General features: G+C 65.3%; 15 protein-coding genes. 10 read left to right on the top strand and 5 right to left on the bottom strand.

Features of this window, described 5'->3' with window-relative positions:
* The first annotated feature begins 24 nt into the window (after positions 1-24).
* Entirely contained in the window at positions 25-276 is a 252-nt protein-coding gene (locus AAFN46_RS07595) for a hypothetical protein (protein ID WP_347808089.1), read from the top strand.
* Here AAFN46_RS07595 and AAFN46_RS07590 read toward each other — a convergent pair whose 3' ends face one another.
* The 5 genes from AAFN46_RS07590 to AAFN46_RS07570 form a co-directional block, all read right to left on the bottom strand.
* Positions 277-1,614 carry a hemolysin family protein gene (locus AAFN46_RS07590; RefSeq protein ID WP_347808088.1) on the bottom strand — a complete coding sequence of 446 codons (1,338 nt, stop codon included), beginning with the start codon at positions 1,612-1,614 and terminating at the stop codon, positions 277-279.
* Positions 1,615-1,677: 63 nt separating this feature from the next.
* On the bottom strand, positions 1,678-2,991 hold the full coding sequence (gene phoR, locus AAFN46_RS07585) for a phosphate regulon sensor histidine kinase PhoR (RefSeq protein ID WP_347808087.1): 1,314 nt from the start codon (positions 2,989-2,991) through the stop codon (positions 1,678-1,680).
* 38 nt (positions 2,992-3,029) lie between these two features.
* Positions 3,030-3,719, bottom strand: a complete 690-nt coding sequence (gene phoB / locus AAFN46_RS07580) for a phosphate regulon transcriptional regulator PhoB (RefSeq protein WP_061902709.1) — start codon at positions 3,717-3,719, stop codon at positions 3,030-3,032.
* Positions 3,720-3,806: 87 nt separating this feature from the next.
* The gene (gene ubiA / locus AAFN46_RS07575) at positions 3,807-4,700 is read right to left on the bottom strand and encodes a 4-hydroxybenzoate octaprenyltransferase (protein WP_347808086.1); all 894 of its coding nucleotides are present in this window, start codon (positions 4,698-4,700) and stop codon (positions 3,807-3,809) included.
* A gap of 160 nt (positions 4,701-4,860) precedes the next feature.
* Positions 4,861-5,409: a chorismate lyase gene (locus tag AAFN46_RS07570; RefSeq protein ID WP_347808085.1), complete on the bottom strand. Its 549-nt coding sequence runs from the start codon at positions 5,407-5,409 to the stop codon at positions 4,861-4,863.
* Positions 5,410-5,562: 153 nt separating this feature from the next.
* Here AAFN46_RS07570 and AAFN46_RS07565 point away from each other — a divergent pair, with 153 nt between their 5' ends.
* The 9 genes from AAFN46_RS07565 (at position 5,563) to AAFN46_RS07525 (ending at position 18,595) form a co-directional block, all read left to right on the top strand.
* Positions 5,563-5,730: a rubredoxin gene (locus AAFN46_RS07565; protein ID WP_347808084.1), complete on the top strand. Its 168-nt coding sequence runs from the start codon at positions 5,563-5,565 to the stop codon at positions 5,728-5,730.
* A gap of 296 nt (positions 5,731-6,026) precedes the next feature.
* Positions 6,027-6,299, top strand: coding sequence for an HU family DNA-binding protein (locus tag AAFN46_RS07560; protein WP_137974570.1), 273 nt, complete (start codon positions 6,027-6,029; stop codon positions 6,297-6,299).
* Positions 6,300-6,869: 570 nt separating this feature from the next.
* Positions 6,870-8,651, top strand: a complete 1,782-nt coding sequence (locus tag AAFN46_RS07555) for a DUF1302 domain-containing protein (RefSeq protein ID WP_347808083.1) — start codon at positions 6,870-6,872, stop codon at positions 8,649-8,651.
* A 26-nt stretch (positions 8,652-8,677) separates the two neighbouring features.
* Positions 8,678-10,045, top strand: a complete 1,368-nt coding sequence (locus AAFN46_RS07550) for a DUF1329 domain-containing protein (protein WP_347808082.1) — start codon at positions 8,678-8,680, stop codon at positions 10,043-10,045.
* 237 nt (positions 10,046-10,282) lie between these two features.
* Complete coding sequence (locus AAFN46_RS07545) at positions 10,283-12,757, top strand: LuxR C-terminal-related transcriptional regulator (protein ID WP_347808081.1); 2,475 nt, start codon at positions 10,283-10,285, stop codon at positions 12,755-12,757.
* 193 nt (positions 12,758-12,950) lie between these two features.
* Positions 12,951-15,053: a 3-hydroxyacyl-CoA dehydrogenase NAD-binding domain-containing protein gene (locus tag AAFN46_RS07540; RefSeq protein WP_347808080.1), complete on the top strand. Its 2,103-nt coding sequence runs from the start codon at positions 12,951-12,953 to the stop codon at positions 15,051-15,053.
* Positions 15,050-16,231 (top strand): acetyl-CoA C-acyltransferase, encoded by a 1,182-nt coding sequence (locus tag AAFN46_RS07535; RefSeq protein WP_347808079.1) that lies wholly within the window; start codon positions 15,050-15,052, stop codon positions 16,229-16,231. Before AAFN46_RS07540 ends, AAFN46_RS07535 begins: the two co-directional genes overlap by 4 nt.
* A 23-nt stretch (positions 16,232-16,254) precedes the next feature.
* The gene (locus AAFN46_RS07530) at positions 16,255-17,451 is read left to right on the top strand and encodes an acyl-CoA dehydrogenase family protein (RefSeq protein WP_347808078.1); all 1,197 of its coding nucleotides are present in this window, start codon (positions 16,255-16,257) and stop codon (positions 17,449-17,451) included.
* Between the two features lie 10 nt (positions 17,452-17,461).
* Positions 17,462-18,595: an acyl-CoA dehydrogenase gene (locus AAFN46_RS07525; protein WP_347808077.1), complete on the top strand. Its 1,134-nt coding sequence runs from the start codon at positions 17,462-17,464 to the stop codon at positions 18,593-18,595.
* Positions 18,596-18,656 lie beyond the last annotated feature (61 nt).

The raw sequence follows: 18,656 nt of genomic DNA, 5'->3' as shown, positions 1-18,656 counted from the left end.
GCGCTCAGCAGGGAGGTTCAGCCCATGAACAACATGCACTGTGTCTATCGCGAGCACGCCATCCAGGCCCGTGTCTTCGAGCACCCCGGCCTGCCCACGCCCTGGGAGGGCGCCTGTCAGATCACCCTGCCGGACGGGCACAGCACCCGGCGCATTCCCCTGCCGCTGAACTACGGCTTCCTCTCCGACCTGGAGAGCGCCCAGCGCGCCTCGCTGGCCCACGGCAAGTGGCTGGTCGACCAGCACCTGGACCGCGGGCGCGAACTGCCGAGCTGATCAGCCCAGCTTGAGCACCTTGGCCAGGACGATCTTGGGCCCCTTCATCTTCTTGATGACGATGTTCAGGCCCTCGGTCTCCAGCACCTCGTCCTCTTCCGGCACCCGGTTGAGACTCTCGTAGACCAGCCCGGCCAGGGTCTCGGCCTCGATATGGTCGAGGTCGATGCCGAGCAGGCGCTCGATCTTGAACAGCGGGGTGTCGCCGCGTACCAGCAGCTTGCCCGGCTGGTAGGCGAGCACGCCGCGCTCGGCCTTGTGGTGCTCGTCCTGGATGTCGCCGACCAGCACCTCCAGCACGTCCTCCATGGTCAGGAAGCCGACCACCTTGCCGTCGGCCTCCTCGACCAGGGCGAAGTGCGCGCCGCCCTGACGGAACTGCTCCAGCAGGCTGGACAGCTGCATGTGCTTGGTCACTCGCTCGAGCGGCCGCATCAGCTCGGCCAGGTTGAACTTGGACGGCAGCATCTCCAGCAGCGACAGCTGCAGCAGCAGGTCCTTGATGTGCAGCACGCCGACGAAGTTGCCGCTGCCCTCGTCCCACACCGGGAAGCGGCTGAACTTGTGGCGGCGGAACAGGGCGAACACCTCGTCGAGTCCGGCGTTCTGTTCCAGGTAGATCAGGTCCTCGCGTGAGTTGGCGCAGTCCACCACTTCCAGCTCGCCCATTTCCACGGCCGAGGCCAGCACGCGCATGTCCTGGTCGCTGGGGTCGCGGGCGCGGCTGGAGTGCAGGATCAGCTTCAGCTCGTCGCGGCTGTAGTGGTGCTCGTGGTGCGGCCCCGGTTCGCCCTGGCCGGCGATGCGCAGGATGGCGTTGGCGCTGGCGTTGAGCAGGTAGATGGCCGGGTACATCAGCCAGTAGAAGGCGTACAGCGGCGCGGCGGTCCACAGCGACAGCAGCTCGGGCTTGCGGATCGCCCAGGACTTGGGCGCCAGCTCGCCGACCACTATGTGCAGGTAGGAGATGATGAAGAAGGCGACGAAGAAGGCGATGCCGTGCACCAGCTTCGCCGACTCGATGCCGAGGGCCGACAGCAGTGGCGTGAGCAGTTCGGCGAAGGCCGGCTCGCCGACCCAGCCGAGACCGAGGGAGGCCAGGGTGATGCCCAGCTGGCAGGCGGACAGGTAGGCGTCCAGCTGGTTGTGCACGGTGCGCAGGATGTGCCCGCGCCAGCCGTGCTGTTCGGCGATGGCCTCGACCTTGGTCGCGCGCAGCTTGACCATGGCGAATTCGGCGGCGACGAAGAAGCCATTGAGCAGAACGAGGAGGAGGGCGAACAGGACGAGGCCGAGATCGGCGAAGAGGGAGGAGAGGCTAAGACTGGAGGGGTCCATGGTGGATGACGGTGGCGAAAGATCGCTACAGGGTGGCGGCTGCCGGCGGCGATTGCAAGCCGCTCAAGCCAGCGCGTTGCGCCGGCTGAGCTGCTGCACCGGGAAATGGCAGGTGAAGGTGCTGCCCTGGCCCGGCACGCTGGCGATATCCAGGCGTGCACGATGGCGCAGCAGCACGTGCTTGACGATGGCCAGACCGAGCCCGGTGCCGCCGGTATTGGAGGCGCGGCTGGAGTCGACCCGGTAGAAGCGCTCGGTCAGGCGCGGCAGGTGCTTGGCCTCGATGCCGATGCCGCTGTCGCTGACGCTGAAGTGGCCGCCGTGCTCGTCGCCCCACCAGCGGATGCGGATCTCGCTCTCGTCCGGGCTGTACTTGACAGCGTTGAACACCAGGTTGGAGAAGGCGCTGCGCAGTTCCGCCTCGCTGCCCTTGAGGCGCAGGTGGGCATCGGCCTCCAGGACGATCCTGTGGTTGCGCGCGCCGGACAGGGCCTGGGCATCGTTCTTGATCGACAGCAGCAGCAGGTCGACCGCCACCGGTTGGCTGTCCGAGGGGTAGTCGGTGGCCTCCAGCTTGGCCAGCAACAGCAGGTCATTCAGCAGGTTCTGCATGCGCGCGCCCTGCTGCTGCATCTGCTGCAGGGCGCGCAGCCACCTGGGGTTCACTTCTTCGACGTTGTCCAGCAGGGTCTCCAGGTAGCCGGTGATCACCGTCAGCGGTGTGCGCAGCTCGTGGGAGACGTTGGCCACGAAGTCCTTGCGCATCTGTTCCAGCTGGTGGATGCGGGTGACGTCGCGGACGAACATCAGGTGCTCGTTGTTACCGTAGCGGGTGATCTGCATCTGCAGGCGCAGGCGGTCGTTGATCGGCGAGGGCAGCTCCAGGGCCTCCTGGTACTGGCCGGCCTCGAAGTACTCCTTGAAGCGCGGATGGCGCACCAGGTTGGTGATGGCCTGGCCGCTGTCCTGCGGGGTCTTCAGGCCGAGCAGCTGTTCGGCGGCGCGGTTCCACCACTCCAGGTTGCCGTCGCTGTCGAGCATGATCACCGCGTCGCGCAGGGCGGCGGTGGACTCCTGCACGCGGTCGATCACCGCCTGCAGGCGGCCGCGCACGCGCTGGTCGCGGCGTTGCAGGTGATAGATGCTGTCGAACACCTCGCCCCACAGGCCGTAGCCCTCGGGCGGCGCGTCGTCCGGCTGGCGTTCGCGCAGCCAGCGATGCAGGCGCAGCAGTTGCTTGAGGTGCCACAGCAGGTAGCCGCCGAGGCCGAAGGCCAGGGCCCAGGCGTATTCGCCGCTGACCAGGCCGACCAGCCCGCAGGCCGTTATCAGCAACAACAGGCGGCGCGCCAGGGCGCCGCGCCAGTTTTGGTTCACCTAGCGCATCCTTTCTCTGTGCAGGCGGGAGAAGAGGCTCAGCTCTTGGTGGAGAAACGATACCCGGTGCCGCGCACCGTCTGCACCAGATTTTCGTAGGCCTCGCCGAGGGCCTTGCGCAGGCGACGGATGTGCACGTCGACGGTACGCTCCTCGACATAGACGTTGCCGCCCCAGACCTGGTCGAGCAGCTGGCCGCGGGTGTAGGCCCGCTCCTGGTGAGTCATGAAGAACTGCAGCAGGCGGTATTCGGTGGGGCCCATCTCGGCCGGCTTGCCGTCGATGGTGACGCGGTGGCTGATCGGGTCGAGCAGCAGGCCGCCGACCTCGATCGGCGCCTCGCCGTCGCTCGGCGCGGTGCGGCGCAGCACGGCCTTGAGGCGGGCCACCAGCTCGCGCGGCGAGAACGGCTTGGTGATGTAGTCGTCGGCGCCGACTTCCAGGCCCTGGATCTTGTTGTCCTCTTCGCCCTTGGCGGTGAGCATGATGATCGGGATGTCGTCGGTCAGCTCGTCGCGCTTGAGCCGGCGCGCCAGCTCGATGCCGCTGGTGCCCGGCAGCATCCAGTCGAGCAGGATCAGGTCGGGCTTGCGGTCGACGATCAGGGCGTGGGCCTGCTGGGTGTTTTCCGCCTCCAGGCAATCGTAGCCGGCCATCTCCAGGGCCACTGCGATCATCTCGCGGATGGGAGCTTCGTCGTCAACGATCAGGATGTTCTTGCCAACCATGGGTCGAGCCTCGGGTCGTCTGTCATGCCGCCGCATTAGATAACGGAATTATTGCAGCGATATGACAGCTCTGCGGCGGGCTTTTGCTCAGCGCAGCCCATAGTCCAGCACTATGCCGCCGAGTATCGCCAGGCCGGCCCAGTGGTTGTGCAGGAAGGCGGCGAAGCAGGCCTGCGGTTCGCGCCCGCGGGTGCTCCAGAACTCCCAGGCGAAGCAGGCGGCGGCGGCGAACAGGCCGCACAGGAACCACAGCCCCAGGCCGAAGCGCGCCCCGGCCATGGCCAGGCACAGCAGAGCCAGGCCCTGCAGGGTGAGGATGATCACCCGGTCGGCCTCGCCGAACAGGATGGCGGTGGACTTCACGCCGATCTTCAGGTCGTCCTCGCGGTCGGTCATCGCGTAGTAGGTGTCGTAGGCCACAGTCCACAGCAGGTTGGCGATGTACAGCAGCCAGGCCTCCGGCGGCGGCAGATGGCCGCTGACCGCGCTGAAGGCCATCGGCATGCCCCAGCTGAAGGCCGCGCCCAGCACCACCTGCGGGTAGTAGGTGTAGCGCTTCATGAAGGGATAGCAGGCGGCCAGGGCCAGGCCGCCGAAGGACAGCAGGATGGTGGTCAGATTGGTGAAGAGCACCAGCACGAAGCTCATCGCCACCAGCACGGCGAACAGCGTCAGGGCCTCGCGCGGCGTCACCCGGCCGTCGGCCAGCGGCCGCGCCCGGGTGCGCGCCACGTGACCGTCGAAGTGGCGATCGGCGTAGTCGTTGATCACGCAGCCGGCGGCGCGCATGAACAGGGTGCCGAGGACGAAGATCAGCAGCAGCTTGAAGTCCGGCAGACCCTTGCTCGCCACCCACAGGGCCCACAGGGTCGGCCACAGCAGCAGGTAGATGCCGATCGGCTTGTCCAGGCGCATCAGCTGGACGAAGTCCCAGCTGCGCGGGTGGACGCGGTTGAGGGCGAGCAGGAAGGATTGGTACATCGGCGGGTCTCCGGGCCAGATGCGGCGATTATAGGGGCAGTGCCCGCCATGGCAGCGAGCCTCGCGCGCGAAGCGGGGCGGCCCGCACAAATTGCGCCTGCCGCGTAGGGTGAATGTCCGCGGGGCGCGTCGTGGCCGCAAGCTGCGCGCGGTTTTCGGGCTAGGCCTGGGCCGCGCGCTCCCAGAACGGCGGCAGAAACACCTCGGCCACCAGCACGCCGAGGCCGTCGCGGCGGAAGCACGAGCGTCGCCCCCAGAGCTGCTCGGCGCGCGCCTCGGGTGGCAGCCAGGCGGCGGGATAGCGACAGGCCTGCAGCTCGCCGCGGACGAAGGCGCGGTCGCTGAACAGCAGCTCGCCCAGCGAGCGGCTGCCCAGCTTGCCCAGCTCGAAGCCGGAGCCCTCCAGGCCCTGGCGCGGCGCCACGCTGCGGGCGAATACCCAGGGCTGGCCGGCGCCGAGCAGGAACACCTCGCGCACCCAGCCCTGGCTGCCGTCCGGCACCCGCAGGGCGGCGCATTCGTCGGCGCGCAGCACCTGCCAGCCCTGCTGCAGCGGCCGCACGGCGAAGCGCTCGGCGCTCAGGGCGGTGAGGCGGCGGGTCAGCGAGCCCTGGTCGAACAGCCAGTCGCGCAACAACGGCGCGGGGGCCGGGTGCAGTTGCGCGGCGCTGAGCCAGCGGGGCGGGTGGGCGAGGGCGGAGGAGGGCACGACAGCAGCTTCGACGACCGTGGAAGGCGGCGAGCTTAGCACGACGAGGCCCGACGCCAGACACTTGCGCGCTGGCGCCCATATCAGTACAAAGCCTGTTGTTTTTTTGACCAGGGCTGGGTCCGCCAGAGACCGCCCGCGATGAGGTAGAGCATGAAGAAGTGGCAATGCGTGGTCTGTGGCCTGATCTATGACGAGAGCCAGGGTTGGCCCGACGACGGCATCGCCGCCGGCACCCGCTGGGAAGACGTGCCGGCCGACTGGCTGTGCCCGGACTGCGGTGTCGGCAAGGCCGATTTCGAGATGATCGAGATCGCCTGATCGCCTAGCGCAGCGCGACCAACGGCGGCCATGGCCGCCGTTTGCTTATGCGCGCCCGGCGCAGCGAGCGCGCCGGGCATTTCGGGAGGTCGATCAACTTTTGGCTGAAATGGCGCATGTTCTGTCGTGTTCGACGTGTTCATGCCCGGTTTAAGCGCTCGGCAGCACTGGCGCAGTGCCGGATGGCGTGCCATCCTCCCCGGGTCTGCCGCAGCGCAGAGCCGTTGCGGCGCCTTTGGCGCTGTTCCGGACGGACAGCACGGACACAACAACAACAAACCGTCGAAGAGGCATCTATGCGCAAACCTGAACTCGCCGCGGCCATCGCCGAGAAGGCCGACCTGACCAAAGACCAGGCCAATCGAGTACTCAACGCCGTGCTCGAAGAAATCACCGGCGCGCTGAACCGCAAGGACAGCGTCACCCTGGTTGGCTTCGGCACTTTCCTCCAGCGCCACCGCGGTGCCCGCACCGGCAAGAACCCGCAGACCGGTGCGCCGGTCAAGATCAAGGCCAGCAACACCGTGGCCTTCAAGCCGGGCAAGTCCCTGCGCGACGCCGTCAATTAATCGCAGAGCGCTTTATCCTCTGTGGATGGGTAGCTAAAGGCGCTGGCTAAGCGGTAGCTCTGTTCACTTAGGAATTTGAGCTACAACCGAGGCTTCCCCAAGAATCCGATGCCAGATTCCCTGGCATCGGATTTTTCATGCCCGTTCAACCGCCGTGCATTGGGCCGGCGGTGTCTTTAACGTCGGCGCCCAGGGTTTCGTCTCGGATTGCCTGCCGGCTAAGAGTGACGGGACGGAGGGGCATCCCGGTTGAATGGCTGGTAAAGGAAGGCACAGGCCATCGCCACGCCTGCGTGATTCTCATGAGCTTGTCGAGTCGCTATCGCTTCAGTCGAGCAATGTCGCCTGCTACCTGAGATGGCCTGAGCCGCAGACTCTAGGCCAACTGTTTTCATAACCGGACGCTCTACCAGCGATGGCAATTGGCCGTATCGCGCCTGCATTTCGAACGACGTTTGCTCGAAAAATCATACTTAAGAATGACCTGAAAAATCCCAATTCTGATCACTTATCAGCCTACTGGTCGGGGAGTAGGTTTCACGGCGCATCCTGCAAATTTTGGAGAGCCGTATGAGAACAACAATAGGCCCCGGAGCCTTCCAGCCGCACATTCTCGCTCTGGCCGTTGCCCTAGGCTGCACCGCCCAAGCGCAAGCCGTCACATTCAATCTTGGTGAAGTCGAAGGGCAGCTCGACTCTGCGTTGTCGATCGGTGCCAGTTGGTCGATGCGCAGCGCCGACCGCGATCTGATTGGCCCCAACAATGGTGGCCAAGGGCAGTCGCAGACTGCCGATGATGGCCGTCTCAACTTCAAGAAGGGCGAGACCTTCTCGAAGATCTTCAAGGGCATCCACGACTTGGAGCTGAAGTACGGCGACACTGGCGTCTTCTTGCGTGGCAAGTACTGGTATGACTTCGAGTTGAAGGATGAGGAGCGTCTGTTCAAGGACATCAGCGATAGCAATCGCAAGGAGGGGGCCAAATCCTCGGGTGCGGAGTTGCTCGACGCTTTCGTCTACCACAACTACGCACTAGGCGATTCGCCCGGTTCGGCGCGACTCGGAAAGCAGGTGGTCAGCTGGGGCGAGAGCACCTTCATTGGCAACAGCATCAATGCCATCAACCCGCTTGACGCTGCCGCCTTGCGCCGCCCCGGTGCCGAGATCAAAGAGGGGCTGATTCCTGTCAACATGTTCTATGTCTCTCAGACGTTGACCGACAGCCTCTCGGCCGAGGCGTTTTACCAACTAGAGTGGGATCAAACGGTCGCCGACAACTGTGGAACCTTCTTCGCCACATCCGACGTCTCGGCCGATGGTTGCGACCGTAACAACACCGTAGGCTCATCGGCGATTGCGCCACTGCAACCAATCGCAGCTGCCCGGGGGCAGGGGTTCGAGGTGACGTCGGAAGGTGTGGTCGTACCGCGCGGTGGAGACCGCGATGCGCGTGATTCTGGCCAGTTTGGCTTGGCATTACGCTGGTTGGGGGATGAGACCGAGTACGGCGCCTACTTCATCAACTACCACAGTCGAACTCCCGTCTTTAGTACACAAACTGCGGGCTCCGGAACTCTCGCTGCATTGCCGGGGATACTCGCCGCGACACCAGCGCCAGCCCGCTCCGGGTTGGCGCAGAGCGTAATGCTCGGCAATGGCAGCTACTTCCTCGAGTATCCAGAAGATATCCGTCTATACGGATTGAGCTTTTCCACCAGTCTGCCCACGGGCACTGCCTGGTCCGGAGAGTTGAGCTACCGGCCGAACATGCCGTTACAGCTGAACAGCACCGACCTCACGCGGGCGCTGCTCAACCCGATCGCCGGCGGCGCCGCGTCACCCATCGAGACCGCGCCGGGAGCAGAGAACACCGGCTACCGTCGCAAGGAGGTGACCCAGGTACAAACCACCTTCACCCATTTCATCGATCGAGTCATGGGTGCTTCTCGCCTGACTTTGGTGGGCGAGCTCGGCGCTACCCGTATCGGCGGGCTCCCCAGCTCCGAAGCCGACGGGCTGCGTTTCGGCCGAGACTCGGTGTTCGGTAGCTTCAGCCAGGATCCGCATGGCTTTTATACCTCGACCTCCTGGGGGTATCGCGCCAAGGCAACCTGGGACTACAGCAACGTCATCGCCGGAATCAATCTCAGGCCCAGCCTGTCCTGGTCGCATGACGTGGATGGTTACGGCCCGGTGTTCAATGAAGGTAGTAAGGCGGCCAGCATTGGGCTTGATGCCGAGTACCGCAATACCTACACGGCCAGTCTGTCCTACACCGACTTCTTTGGTGGCGAATACAACTCGGCCATCGATCGTGACTTCCTCGCCATCAGCTTCGGCGTGAACTTCTGATCCAGCCTTCACAGAGAATTAGTCATATGAAAGCAATCAACAAACTCGTCACGGCCTTCGCCTTGTCCATGCTAACGAGCAGCGTCGTCGCCGCAGTGTCGCCCGAGGAGGCAGCCAAGCTCGGGGCCAGCCTGACGCCCCTGGGGGGCGAGAAAGCCGGCAATACCGACGGCAGCATTCCGGACTGGAACGGTGGCCTCGGCAAGGGGGCGGGCAAGGCCGATGAGCGAGGCTTTCTTGCCGACCCCTTCGCCGACGAGCGGCCGCTGTTCACCATTACGATCCAGAATCTCGACCAATACAAAGAACGGCTTTCCGCGGGTCAGGTAGCGATGTTCAAGCGCTACCCGGAGACCTACAAGATGCCGGTCTATGTCACGCATCGCACGGCGGCGGCGCCGGCAGCGATCTACGAGGCGGCCAAAATTAGCGCAACCCGAACCGAGCTGATCGAGGGAGGGAATGGGCTGAAAAACTTTACGGATAGCCGCTACTACCCTTTCCCCATCCCGCAGAATGGACTGGAGGTGATCTGGAACCACATGACCCGTTACCGCGGTGGTAACCAGGTGCGCAGTACGGTGCAGGCGACGCCGCAAACCAACGGCGACTTCACACCGGTGTACTTCGACGAAGAGGTCGCGTTCCCGGACGGTATGCCGGACCTGTCGGCGGACAAGGCCGAGAACGCTTTGTTGTTCTTCAAGCAACGAGTCACCGCACCGTCGCGCTTGGCGGGTAACGTACTGCTGGTGCACGACTCCCTCGACCAGATCAGGGAGCCGCGCATGGCCTGGCTCTACAATGCCGGCCAGCGCCGTGTCCGCCGCGCTCCCCAAGTGGCCTACGACGGCCCCGGCACGGCCGCCGACGGACTGCGTACTTCGGACAATCTGGACATGTTCAACGGTGCCCCGGATCGCTACGAGTGGAAGCTGGTAGGCAAGCGGGAGATGTTCATCCCCTACAACAACTACCGCCTCGAGTCCCCGCAGTTGAAGTACGCCGACATTCTCAAGGCCGGCCACACCAACCAGGAGTTGGCGCGCTACGAGTTGCACCGGGTGTGGGAAGTCGAGGCGACCTTGAAGGCCGGCGAGCGGAATATTTATGCCAAGCGCCGCTTCTTCGTCGATGAGGACTCCTGGCAGATCGCCGTGTCCGAACTCTATGACGGCCGAGGCCAACTGTGGCGAGTCGGCCAGAGCATGTTGTTGCAGAACTACGCTGCCGAGACACCTATCAATGCCTTCGAGGCACTCTACGACCTGATGAACGGGCGCTATGTGGCGTCCGGTCTGAAGAACGAAGAGAAACGATCCATCACGTTCGGCACCCAGGCCTCGATCAAGGATTTCACTCCTGCGGCATTGCGCAACGCCGGCGTGCGCTGAACCTTTGCGGTTGCTCCTGTATTTGGCGGCCCTTTGGGGCCGCTTTTTTCTGTGCGGGGCCGACAGGCATAATCGGGGCAATGGCTATCGGTCAAACTGGCAGCCGAACAAGAGGCGGCCAAAGCGATGTCAGACGAGGTTCATGCTATTTACCCGCTGAGCGAGGCTAATCTGCAATCCTGCACGCTACCCCAACTGCCGGCAGCCTGTGTTTCCCGGCCACGGTTGAGCCAGCGCATGCTCGCTCGCGATTGTCGGTTGAGCCTGATTTGTGCTCCCGCCGGTTATGGCAAAAGCGTGCTGCTCAACGAGTGCATGCGCCAGGCCAGGCCCAATACTCGTCTGATCTGGATCGACTTGTTGGGGCATCCGACCGGCGTGGCCGAATTGTTGATGCGCATGGCTACTGCCCTGCATCAAGAAGTTGGCGATGGTGCTCCCGAGGTTGAGCTTGCCCAGTTGCTCGTCCGCCAGGAGCAGCCGCTTTGGATAGTGCTGGATGACTATCCCAGACAACCCAGCGAAGAACTCGATGCATGCTTGGGGCAGCTGCTTGAGCGTGCCCCCCACAACGTGCGCTGGTGGATCAGTGGGCGCCGGCGGCCTACTTGGAGCTTCCCGCGCCTGCTGCTGCAGGGCGATCTACTGGAACTCGGCGCCCATGATCTGGCTCTCGATCAGCAGGAGCTGGCGGCTCTGCTGGACAGGCATCGAGTGAAACTACCCGTCGAGCAGCGCACCGCGCTGCTGGAGTTCAGCGAGGGGTGGTTAGCAGCTATCTGTCTGCCGCTACTCCAGGGCGAGTCGGAGAATCTGGCCGAGCGTCTGGCGGCCTGTCCATCTCTGCTGGAGGAGTACATCGCTCGCGAAGTGTTGGCCGATCTTTCCCCCTGCCTGCGCCAGGAACTGGCTGTGTTGGCCTACATGCCAAGCTTCTGCGTAGAGCTATGCGCATGCCTGGAGACAGGTGATGGGCAGGCCTTCGTCGAACTGCGCCAACGCCAACTGTTGATTCATGACCAAGGTCGCCCTGGCGACTGGTTTCGCCTGCCGCGGCCATTACTGGCAATGCTCAAGCGCCAGCCGGGCAGCCTTGCACCGCTCGTCGCCCACGAGCGGGCGAGCCGTTGGTTTGCCGCCCGGGGGGAAGTGCGTGAGGCGGTGGAACATGCGCTCTGGGCCGGGCAGCCGGAAGTGGCCGCAACCTATCTGCAGCAATTCGGCCAGGACAAACTGCTGCTCGGGCAGAACGTCGCACAGTTTCTTGGTTGGCGCGACGAACTGCCGGCCGGCGTGTTCGCCAGCACGCCACGACTGATCACGTTGCAGGCTTGGGCGTTGATCATCTGTGCCCGGCTGGATGAGGTGGACGCCTGCCTCGTTGACCTCGCTCGCTTCCTGCCGCAACCCGATGCCCGCCGTCAGCAACAACTGCTGGCACAGTATCAGACGGTGCAGGCGGTGCTGCAGCGCCAACTCGCCCGCCGGGGGGCGCGCCAGCATGCCCTAGAGGCCTTGGCGATGCTGGCGCCGACGGCTTGGTCGGAGCGCGTGCTGTGCTTCCAGGTCCTGACTCAGCAAGCGTTGGCCGAGAACGATTTGCCGGCCGCCCGACAGTACAACAATGACGGTCTACGACTGGCCCGCCAGCGCGGCAACTTGCCATATGAGTCGCTGCTCAGTATCGAGCGCGTTCACCTGTTGATGCTTCAGGGCGAGAGCGATAGGGCGCTTGAGCAGGTCGAGCAGTCGCTGCAGGACATGCTGGAGGTCGGGCGGCGTGGGCCGGTGCTGGTGCGTTTGATGGTGCTGCGCGGCAAGCTGCTCGCCAGTCGGGGGCGGGACGAAGAGGCGGAGCATGCCCTGCGCGCGGCCCTGGTAGAGGCCGAGCGCTGCCAGGATGCCTATCTGCTGTACGGTTACCTGGGCTTGGCGGAGCTCGCGGCAGAGCGGGGCGAGTTCGATCGGGCGCAGCAACTACTGCGCAAAGTCGAACGACAGATGCACTGGCTGCAAGTGCCGGAGGTGCGCTATTACGGGGCGCTGCAACACGTCCAGGGGCTGCTGTGGCTGCATCAAGGGGAGGCCGGCAGAGCGCTCGAATGTTTCCAGCAGGTTCAGCGGCATGCCCAGAGTCTCGAGTTGCTGGCGCCTTCTGGCTTCTATGATCTGCCGTTGCGCAATCGCCTCTGTCTGCATTTGGCGGAGGCCCGACTGGGGAGTGGCGTGCCCTCCGTTACCGCGCTTCAGACTCTCGAACAGGAGTGTTTGGACTCGGACCAGCGGAGCCTGGCTTGTGAGTGCGCGGTGGCTCTGGCCGAAGCACAGTTGCTCGCCGGGCAAGCCACGGTCGCGAACAGGTTGTTGCAGCAAGCCTTGGATGTGGCGCGAGGCCTCGGCCTGCTGCGCCCGTTGCGCGGGTTGCTGCGACATCAGCCCGAGTGGCTGAGCGCTGCGCTTCCGCCCCCAGGCGAACGACAGGGCTGCCTCGCCCTGCTCGACCCTTCTCCTGGCGAGTCCCCGCTGAGCAAGCGCGAGGATGCGGTGCTTCGCTTGATCGCCCAAGGCTATTCGAACCAGCAGATAGCCGAGCAGCTCTGCGTCTCCTTGCATACGGTGAAGAGCCATGCGCGGCATATCAACGTCAAGCTGGGCGTCGAGCGTCGTACCCAGGCGGTCGCACACGCCAAGTCCCAGGGTTGGCTGAGCTAAGCGCCCGGCTCTTACCGTCCCCCTTCCCGCCCCGACGAAACAGGGTGCCGCCAATAGCGGTTACCCCTGCCGCCTCTGCTCGTTTGGTCGGACTGGATAGGAGTATGTGCGAGGAAATTTCTGACGAAACCGTAAAAAATCTTGCATAAGTTTCGCAGTGCGAAATATATTTCCGAAAAATTCGGAGGTGTTTATGTCTGCGATAGTGCATTTCGAGCGACGGGCCAACCTGGCCTTGATCACCGTGAACAATCCGCCGGTCAATGCTTTGGGATTGGCGGTTCGCCAAGGCCTGCTGCGAGCCTTCCATGAAGCCGAAGCGGATTCCCAGGTTGAGGCCATCGTGCTGCTCTGCGCCGGCAATACCTTTATGGCCGGCGCCGATATCAAGGAATTCGGCCTGCCGCCCCAGGCGCCGAGCCTGCCCGAGGTAGTTGCCGCCATCGAGGCCTGCAGCAAGCCGAGCGTGGCGGTGCTGCATGGCAGCGCCCTGGGCGGAGGTCTGGAGGTGGCCATGGCCTGCCATTACCGCGTGGCCCTGAGTAGCGCTCGGCTCGGTCTGCCGGAGGTCAAGTTGGGGTTGTTGCCGGGGGCGGGCGGCACCCAGCGCCTGCCGCGTTTGGCAGGTGTGGCCAAGGCCCTGGAGATGATCGTCGGCGGTGCGCCGATCACCGCGGGCGAGGCGCTGGAGTGCGGCATGCTAGATGCCTTGGTCGAGGGCGAACCGGCCGAGGCCGGCCGCGCCTTCGCCGAGCGTCTACTGCGCGAGGGCCACGGCGTGCGCCGCACGGGTGAGTTGCACCTGGCCGCCGACGCGGAAACGGCGGCGCTGCTGACGGCCAAGCGCACCGAGGTGATGCAGCGTATGCCGGGGTTGTTCTCGCCGCTGCGCTGCGTGGCGGCGGTCGAGGCCGCCTTGCTGCTGCCGTTTGCCGCAGGGCTCAAGCGCGAGCGCGAACTGTTCCAGGAGTGCCTGGCTTCGTCGCAGCGTGCCGCCCTGGTGCACGCCTTCTTCGCCGAGCGCCGGGCCGGCAAGGTGCCCGGCCTGGCGGTCGACACACCGATCCGCGCGGTCGCCAGCGCGGCGGTGATCGGCGGCGGCACCATGGGCGTGGGCATCGCCCTGTGCTTCGTCAGCGCGGGTATCCCGGTCAAGCTGCTGGAGGTCGATCGGGCGTCCGCCGAGCGTGCCCTGCAGCGCGCCCGCGATACCCTGGCCGCCAGCGTCAAGCGCGGCAGCCTGAGCCAGGAGACGCTGGAGCAGCGGCTGCAGCTGATCGACGGGGTCTGCGATTACCAGGCCCTGGCCGAGGTGGACTTGGCAATCGAGGCGGTGTTCGAGGACATGACGGTCAAGCGCCAGGTGTTCGAGCGCCTGGACGCCGTGTGCAAGCCGGGGGCCGTCCTCGCCTCCAACACCTCGTCGCTGGATCTGAACGCGATCGCCGCCTTCACCCGTCGCCCGCAAGATGTAGTCGGCCTGCATTTCTTCAGCCCGGCCAACGTCATGCGCTTGCTGGAAGTGGTGCGTGGCGAACAGACCTCGGACGAGGTGCTGGCCAGCGCCCTAGCCCTGGCCAAGCGCCTGAAGAAAGTCGCCGTGGTGGTGGGCGTGTGCGACGGTTTCGTCGGCAACCGCATGATCTTCCAGTACGGCCGCGAGGCAGAGTTTCTGCTGGAAGAAGGCGCTACTCCCGAGCAGGTCGATGGCGCACTGCGTGACTTCGGCATGGTCATGGGGCCGCTGGCCATGCGCGACCTGTCCGGCCTGGATATCGGCCTGGCGATCCGTCAGCGCCAGCGTCAGGCCCTGTCCGCCGAGTACCCGCTGCCGCGCCTGCTGGACAAACTGTGCGCCGCCGGCATGCTCGGGCAGAAGAGCGGCCAGGGCTTCTACCGCTACGAGGCCGGTTCGCGCACGCCGCAGCCCAACCTCGAGCTGCAGCCTCTGCTGGAAGCCGCCTCGGCGGAGCAGGGCATCGAGCGCCGGGCGCTCGACGAGTCCTACATGGTCGAGCGCCTCGTATTCGCCCTGGTCAACGAGGGCGCCAAGATTCTCGAAGAAGGCATCGCCCAGCGCGCCAGCGACATCGACCTGATCTACCTGAACGGTTACGGCTTCCCGGCCCATCGCGGCGGGCCGATGTTCTATGCCGACCAACTCGGCCTGGACGAGGTGCTGGCGCGCATCCGCGAATTTCACGAGCGCTTCGGGGCCTGGTGGCAGCCGGCGCCGCTGCTGCAAAGACTGGCCGCCGAAGGCCGCACATTCAACGACTTGGAGGCCGGCCAATGACCGATGCCGTGATCGTCTCCACCGCACGCACGCCGATCGGCAAGGCGTTTCGCGGTGCCTTCAACAACACCCATGGCGCGGTTCTGGCCGGCCATGCGATTCGTCACGCGGTGGCGCGCGCGGGTATCGATCCGCAGCTGATCGAGGACTGCGTACTGGGCTGCGGCCTGCCCGAGGGCGCCACCGGCAAGAATATCGCCCGCCTGGCCGCGGTGGCCGCCGGCCTGCCGCTGGGCGTCGCCGGGGCCACGGTCAACCGCTTCTGCGGCTCTGGCCTGCAAGCCATTGCCCAAGCCGCCCAGGCGATTCGCAGTGAAGGCGTGGCGGCGATGATCGCCGGTGGCGTCGAGTCGATCAGTCTGGTGCAGCCGCACCTCAACCAACAGCACCTTCAGGAGGCCGGGCTGATGCGGCTCAAGCCCGACCTGTGGCTGCCGATGATCGACACCGCCGACATAGTCGCCCAGCGCTATGGCGTCAGTCGCGAGGCGCAGGATCTGCTCGCCCTGCAAAGTCAGCGGCGCACCGCCGCGGCCCAGGCCGCCGGGCGTTTCGCCGCGGAGATCGTTCCGCTGCCCTCAATCAAGCTGGTCAAAGACAAGGACAGCGGCGAGATCAGCGAAGAAGCCGTGACCCTCATCCAGGACGAATGCAACCGCCCATCCACCAGCCTCGACGGCCTGCGCGCCCTGGAACCGGTGCGCGGTGAAGGCAACTTCGTCACCGCCGGCAACGCCAGCCAGCTGTCCGACGGCGCCAGCGCCTGCGTGCTGGTCGAGGGACGTTTGGCCGAGCGCCTCAACCTGCCAGCGCTGGGCATCTTCCGCGGCTTCGCCGTGGCCGGTTGCGAGCCGGACGAGATGGGCATCGGCCCGCTGCTGGCGGTGCCGCGCCTGCTCAAACGTCACGGCCTGACGGTGGACGACATCGGCCTGTGGGAGATCAACGAAGCCTTCGCCTCGCAGGTCATCCATTGCGCCGAAAAGCTCGCCATCGACCCGCAGAAACTCAACGTCAATGGCGGCTCCATCGCCATCGGCCACCCCTATGGTATGACCGGCGCGCGCATGACCGGCCACGCGTTGCTCGAAGGCAAGCGGCGTGGCGTGCGCTTCGTCGTGGTCAGCATGTGCATCGCCGGCGGCATGGGTGCCGCCGGCCTGTTCGAAATCGCCTGAACACCGGGCAACGAGGAGACTCCATGAACATCAACTATTCAGCCGAGGAGCTGGCCTTCCGCGACGAGGTCCGCGCCTTCCTCGCCGCCGAACTGCCCGCCGACATCGCCGCCAAGGTACGCCTGGCCAAGCACCTGTCGAAACAGGACCACCAGCGCTGGCAGAAGATTCTCAGCGCCAGGGGCTGGTATGCGCCGGGCTGGCCGGTGGCCTACGGCGGCACCAACTGGGGCGCCGTCGAGAAGCACATCTTCGACGAGGAATGTGCCGCCGCCGGTGCGCCGCGCCTGGTGCCGTTCGGCGTCAACATGGTGGCTCCGGTGATCATCAAGTTCGGCAGCGAGGCGCAAAAGGCCCACTATCTGCCGCGTATTCTCGATGGCACCGACTGGTGGTGCCAGGGCTATTCCGAGCCGGGGGCCGGCTCCGACCTGGCCAGCCTGAAGACCCGTGCGGTGCGCGATGGCGATCACTACATCGTCAACGGCCAGAAGACTTGGACCACCCTCGGCCAGCACGCCAACTGGATCTTCTGTCTGGTGCGCACCGACCCCGAGGCGCAGCAGCAGCGCGGCATCAGTTTCCTGCTGATCGACATGGCCACGCCGGGTATCAGCGTGCGGCCGATTATCACCCTGGATGGCGAGCACGAAGTCAACGAAGTGTTCTTCGACAACGTGCGGGTGCCGGTGGAAAACCTGGTGGGCCGCGAGAACGACGGCTGGACCTGCGCCAAGTACCTGCTCACCCACGAACGCACCGGCCTGGCCGGCATCGGCGCGTCCAAGGCGTCGCTGGCTCACCTCAAGCGCATCGCCAGCCGCGAACTGCGCGATGGTCGCCCGCTGCTCGACGACCCTCTGTTCCGTGCCCAGGTGGCCGAGGTGGAGATGCAACTGCGCGCCATCGAGATCAGCACCCTGCGCATCTGCGCCGCGGCGGCCCAGGGCGGCGTGCCGGGCACCGAGAGCTCGGTCCTCAAGGTCAAGGGCACCGAGATTCGTCAGGCCATCAGCCACCTGCTGCGCAAGGTGATCGGCCCCTACGCCCTGCCGTTCCTCGAAGACGAACTGAATCTGGAAGGCAGCGCCGAGCCGCTGCACACCGAGTACAGCGCTGGCCTGGCCGGGCAGTATTTCAACCTGCGCAAGTTGTCGATCTTCGGCGGCTCCAATGAAATCCAGAAGAACATCGTCGCCAAGATGATGCTCGAGCTGTAAGGGGGAAAATATGGACTTCAAACTCAGCGATGAGCAGCAGATGCTGCAAGACACCGCCGCCCGCCTGGTGCGCGATACCTACAGCTTCGAGGCGCGCGAACGGCACGCCAAGAGCGAGCTGGGCTACAGCGCCGAATTCTGGGCGCAGCTCGGCGAGCTGGGCCTGACCGCCGTACCCTTCAGCGAGGAGCTCGGCGGTTTCGCCGGTGGCGGCGTGGAAACCATGTTGGTGATGACCGAGTTGGGCCGCGGCCTGTGCCTGGAGCCGTACCTAACCTCCGTCATTTTCGCCGGCGGCCTGCTGCAGCAACTCGGCAGCGCCGAGCAACAGGCCGAACTGCTGCCCGGTATCGCCAGCGCTAGCCTGCAGGTGGCGGTGGCCTGCGAAGAGCCGCAGAGCCACTATCAGCTGCATGACGTGCAGACCCGCGCCAGCCAGCGGGACGGCGGTTGGACCCTGACCGGGCGCAAGGCCGTGGTGGTCGGCGGGCACAGCGCCGACTGGTTGCTGGTCAGTGCCCGCACCGCGGGCGCGGATCGCGACGAGTCCGGCATCGGCCTGTTTCTGGTCGATGCCCAGGCTGCCGGGGTGACGCGCCGCGGTTACCCCTGCGCCGATGGGCCGAAAGCCTGCGAACTGTGGCTGGACAATGCCCCGGCGCAAGTCGTCGGTGAGCCGGGCGCGGCCTTGGCGGCGCTACGCTACCAGCAGGGCCGCGCCATCGCCGCCCAGTGCGCCGAGGCCCTGGGCAGCATGCAGGAGGTCTGTGATCTGACTCTGGACTACCTGAAGACGCGCAAGCAGTTCGGCCTGCCCATCGGCAAGTTCCAGGTACTGCAGCACCGCATGGTAGACATGCGCACCGAGCTGGAGCTGGCGACCTCCATGGTCATTCTCGCCGCCTGCGTCGCCGACCAGGCAGACAGCGTCGAGCGTTCGCGCGCACTGAGCAACGCCAAGTTCATCTGTGTCCGCGCCGGACGCCTCATCGCCGAGCAGGCGGTGCAGTTGCACGGGGGCATCGGCATGACCTGGGAATACGTGCTGGCCCACCACGCCAAGCGCCTGGTGCTGCTCAGCCATCAGTTCGGCGACGACGATCATCACCTCAGAGCCTATTCGGCGTTGCTGGACGTCGCCTAGAGCCGCGTCCGTTTCCGCGTCATCGGGTACCGGGCCGTGCAGGGCCCGGTTCTTTTTAAGG

It is taken from the genome of Pseudomonas sp. CAU 1711 (assembly GCF_039888625.1).
Lineage (GTDB): Bacteria > Pseudomonadota > Gammaproteobacteria > Pseudomonadales > Pseudomonadaceae > Aquipseudomonas.
Note: the sequence above shows the minus strand (reverse complement) of the source record. Positions and strands in the feature narration are given on the sequence as shown.

Bases quoted from the DNA above. Each gene is read 5' to 3' on its own strand.
- AAFN46_RS07595 (WP_347808089.1), top strand. From the start codon at position 25: ATGAACAACATGCACTGTGTCTATCGCGAGCACGCCATCCAGGCCCGT.
- AAFN46_RS07590 (WP_347808088.1), bottom strand. From the start codon at position 1,614: ATGGACCCCTCCAGTCTTAGCCTCTCCTCCCTCTTCGCCGATCTCGGC.
- phoB (WP_061902709.1), bottom strand. From the start codon at position 3,719: ATGGTTGGCAAGAACATCCTGATCGTTGACGACGAAGCTCCCATCCGC.
- ubiA (WP_347808086.1), bottom strand. From the start codon at position 4,700: ATGTACCAATCCTTCCTGCTCGCCCTCAACCGCGTCCACCCGCGCAGC.
- AAFN46_RS07565 (WP_347808084.1), top strand. From the start codon at position 5,563: ATGAAGAAGTGGCAATGCGTGGTCTGTGGCCTGATCTATGACGAGAGC.
- AAFN46_RS07560 (WP_137974570.1), top strand. From the start codon at position 6,027: ATGCGCAAACCTGAACTCGCCGCGGCCATCGCCGAGAAGGCCGACCTG.
- AAFN46_RS07555 (WP_347808083.1), top strand. From the start codon at position 6,870: ATGAGAACAACAATAGGCCCCGGAGCCTTCCAGCCGCACATTCTCGCT.
- AAFN46_RS07550 (WP_347808082.1), top strand. From the start codon at position 8,678: ATGAAAGCAATCAACAAACTCGTCACGGCCTTCGCCTTGTCCATGCTA.
- AAFN46_RS07545 (WP_347808081.1), top strand. From the start codon at position 10,283: ATGCTCGCTCGCGATTGTCGGTTGAGCCTGATTTGTGCTCCCGCCGGT.
- AAFN46_RS07540 (WP_347808080.1), top strand. From the start codon at position 12,951: ATGTCTGCGATAGTGCATTTCGAGCGACGGGCCAACCTGGCCTTGATC.
- AAFN46_RS07535 (WP_347808079.1), top strand. From the start codon at position 15,050: ATGACCGATGCCGTGATCGTCTCCACCGCACGCACGCCGATCGGCAAG.
- AAFN46_RS07530 (WP_347808078.1), top strand. From the start codon at position 16,255: ATGAACATCAACTATTCAGCCGAGGAGCTGGCCTTCCGCGACGAGGTC.
- AAFN46_RS07525 (WP_347808077.1), top strand. From the start codon at position 17,462: ATGGACTTCAAACTCAGCGATGAGCAGCAGATGCTGCAAGACACCGCC.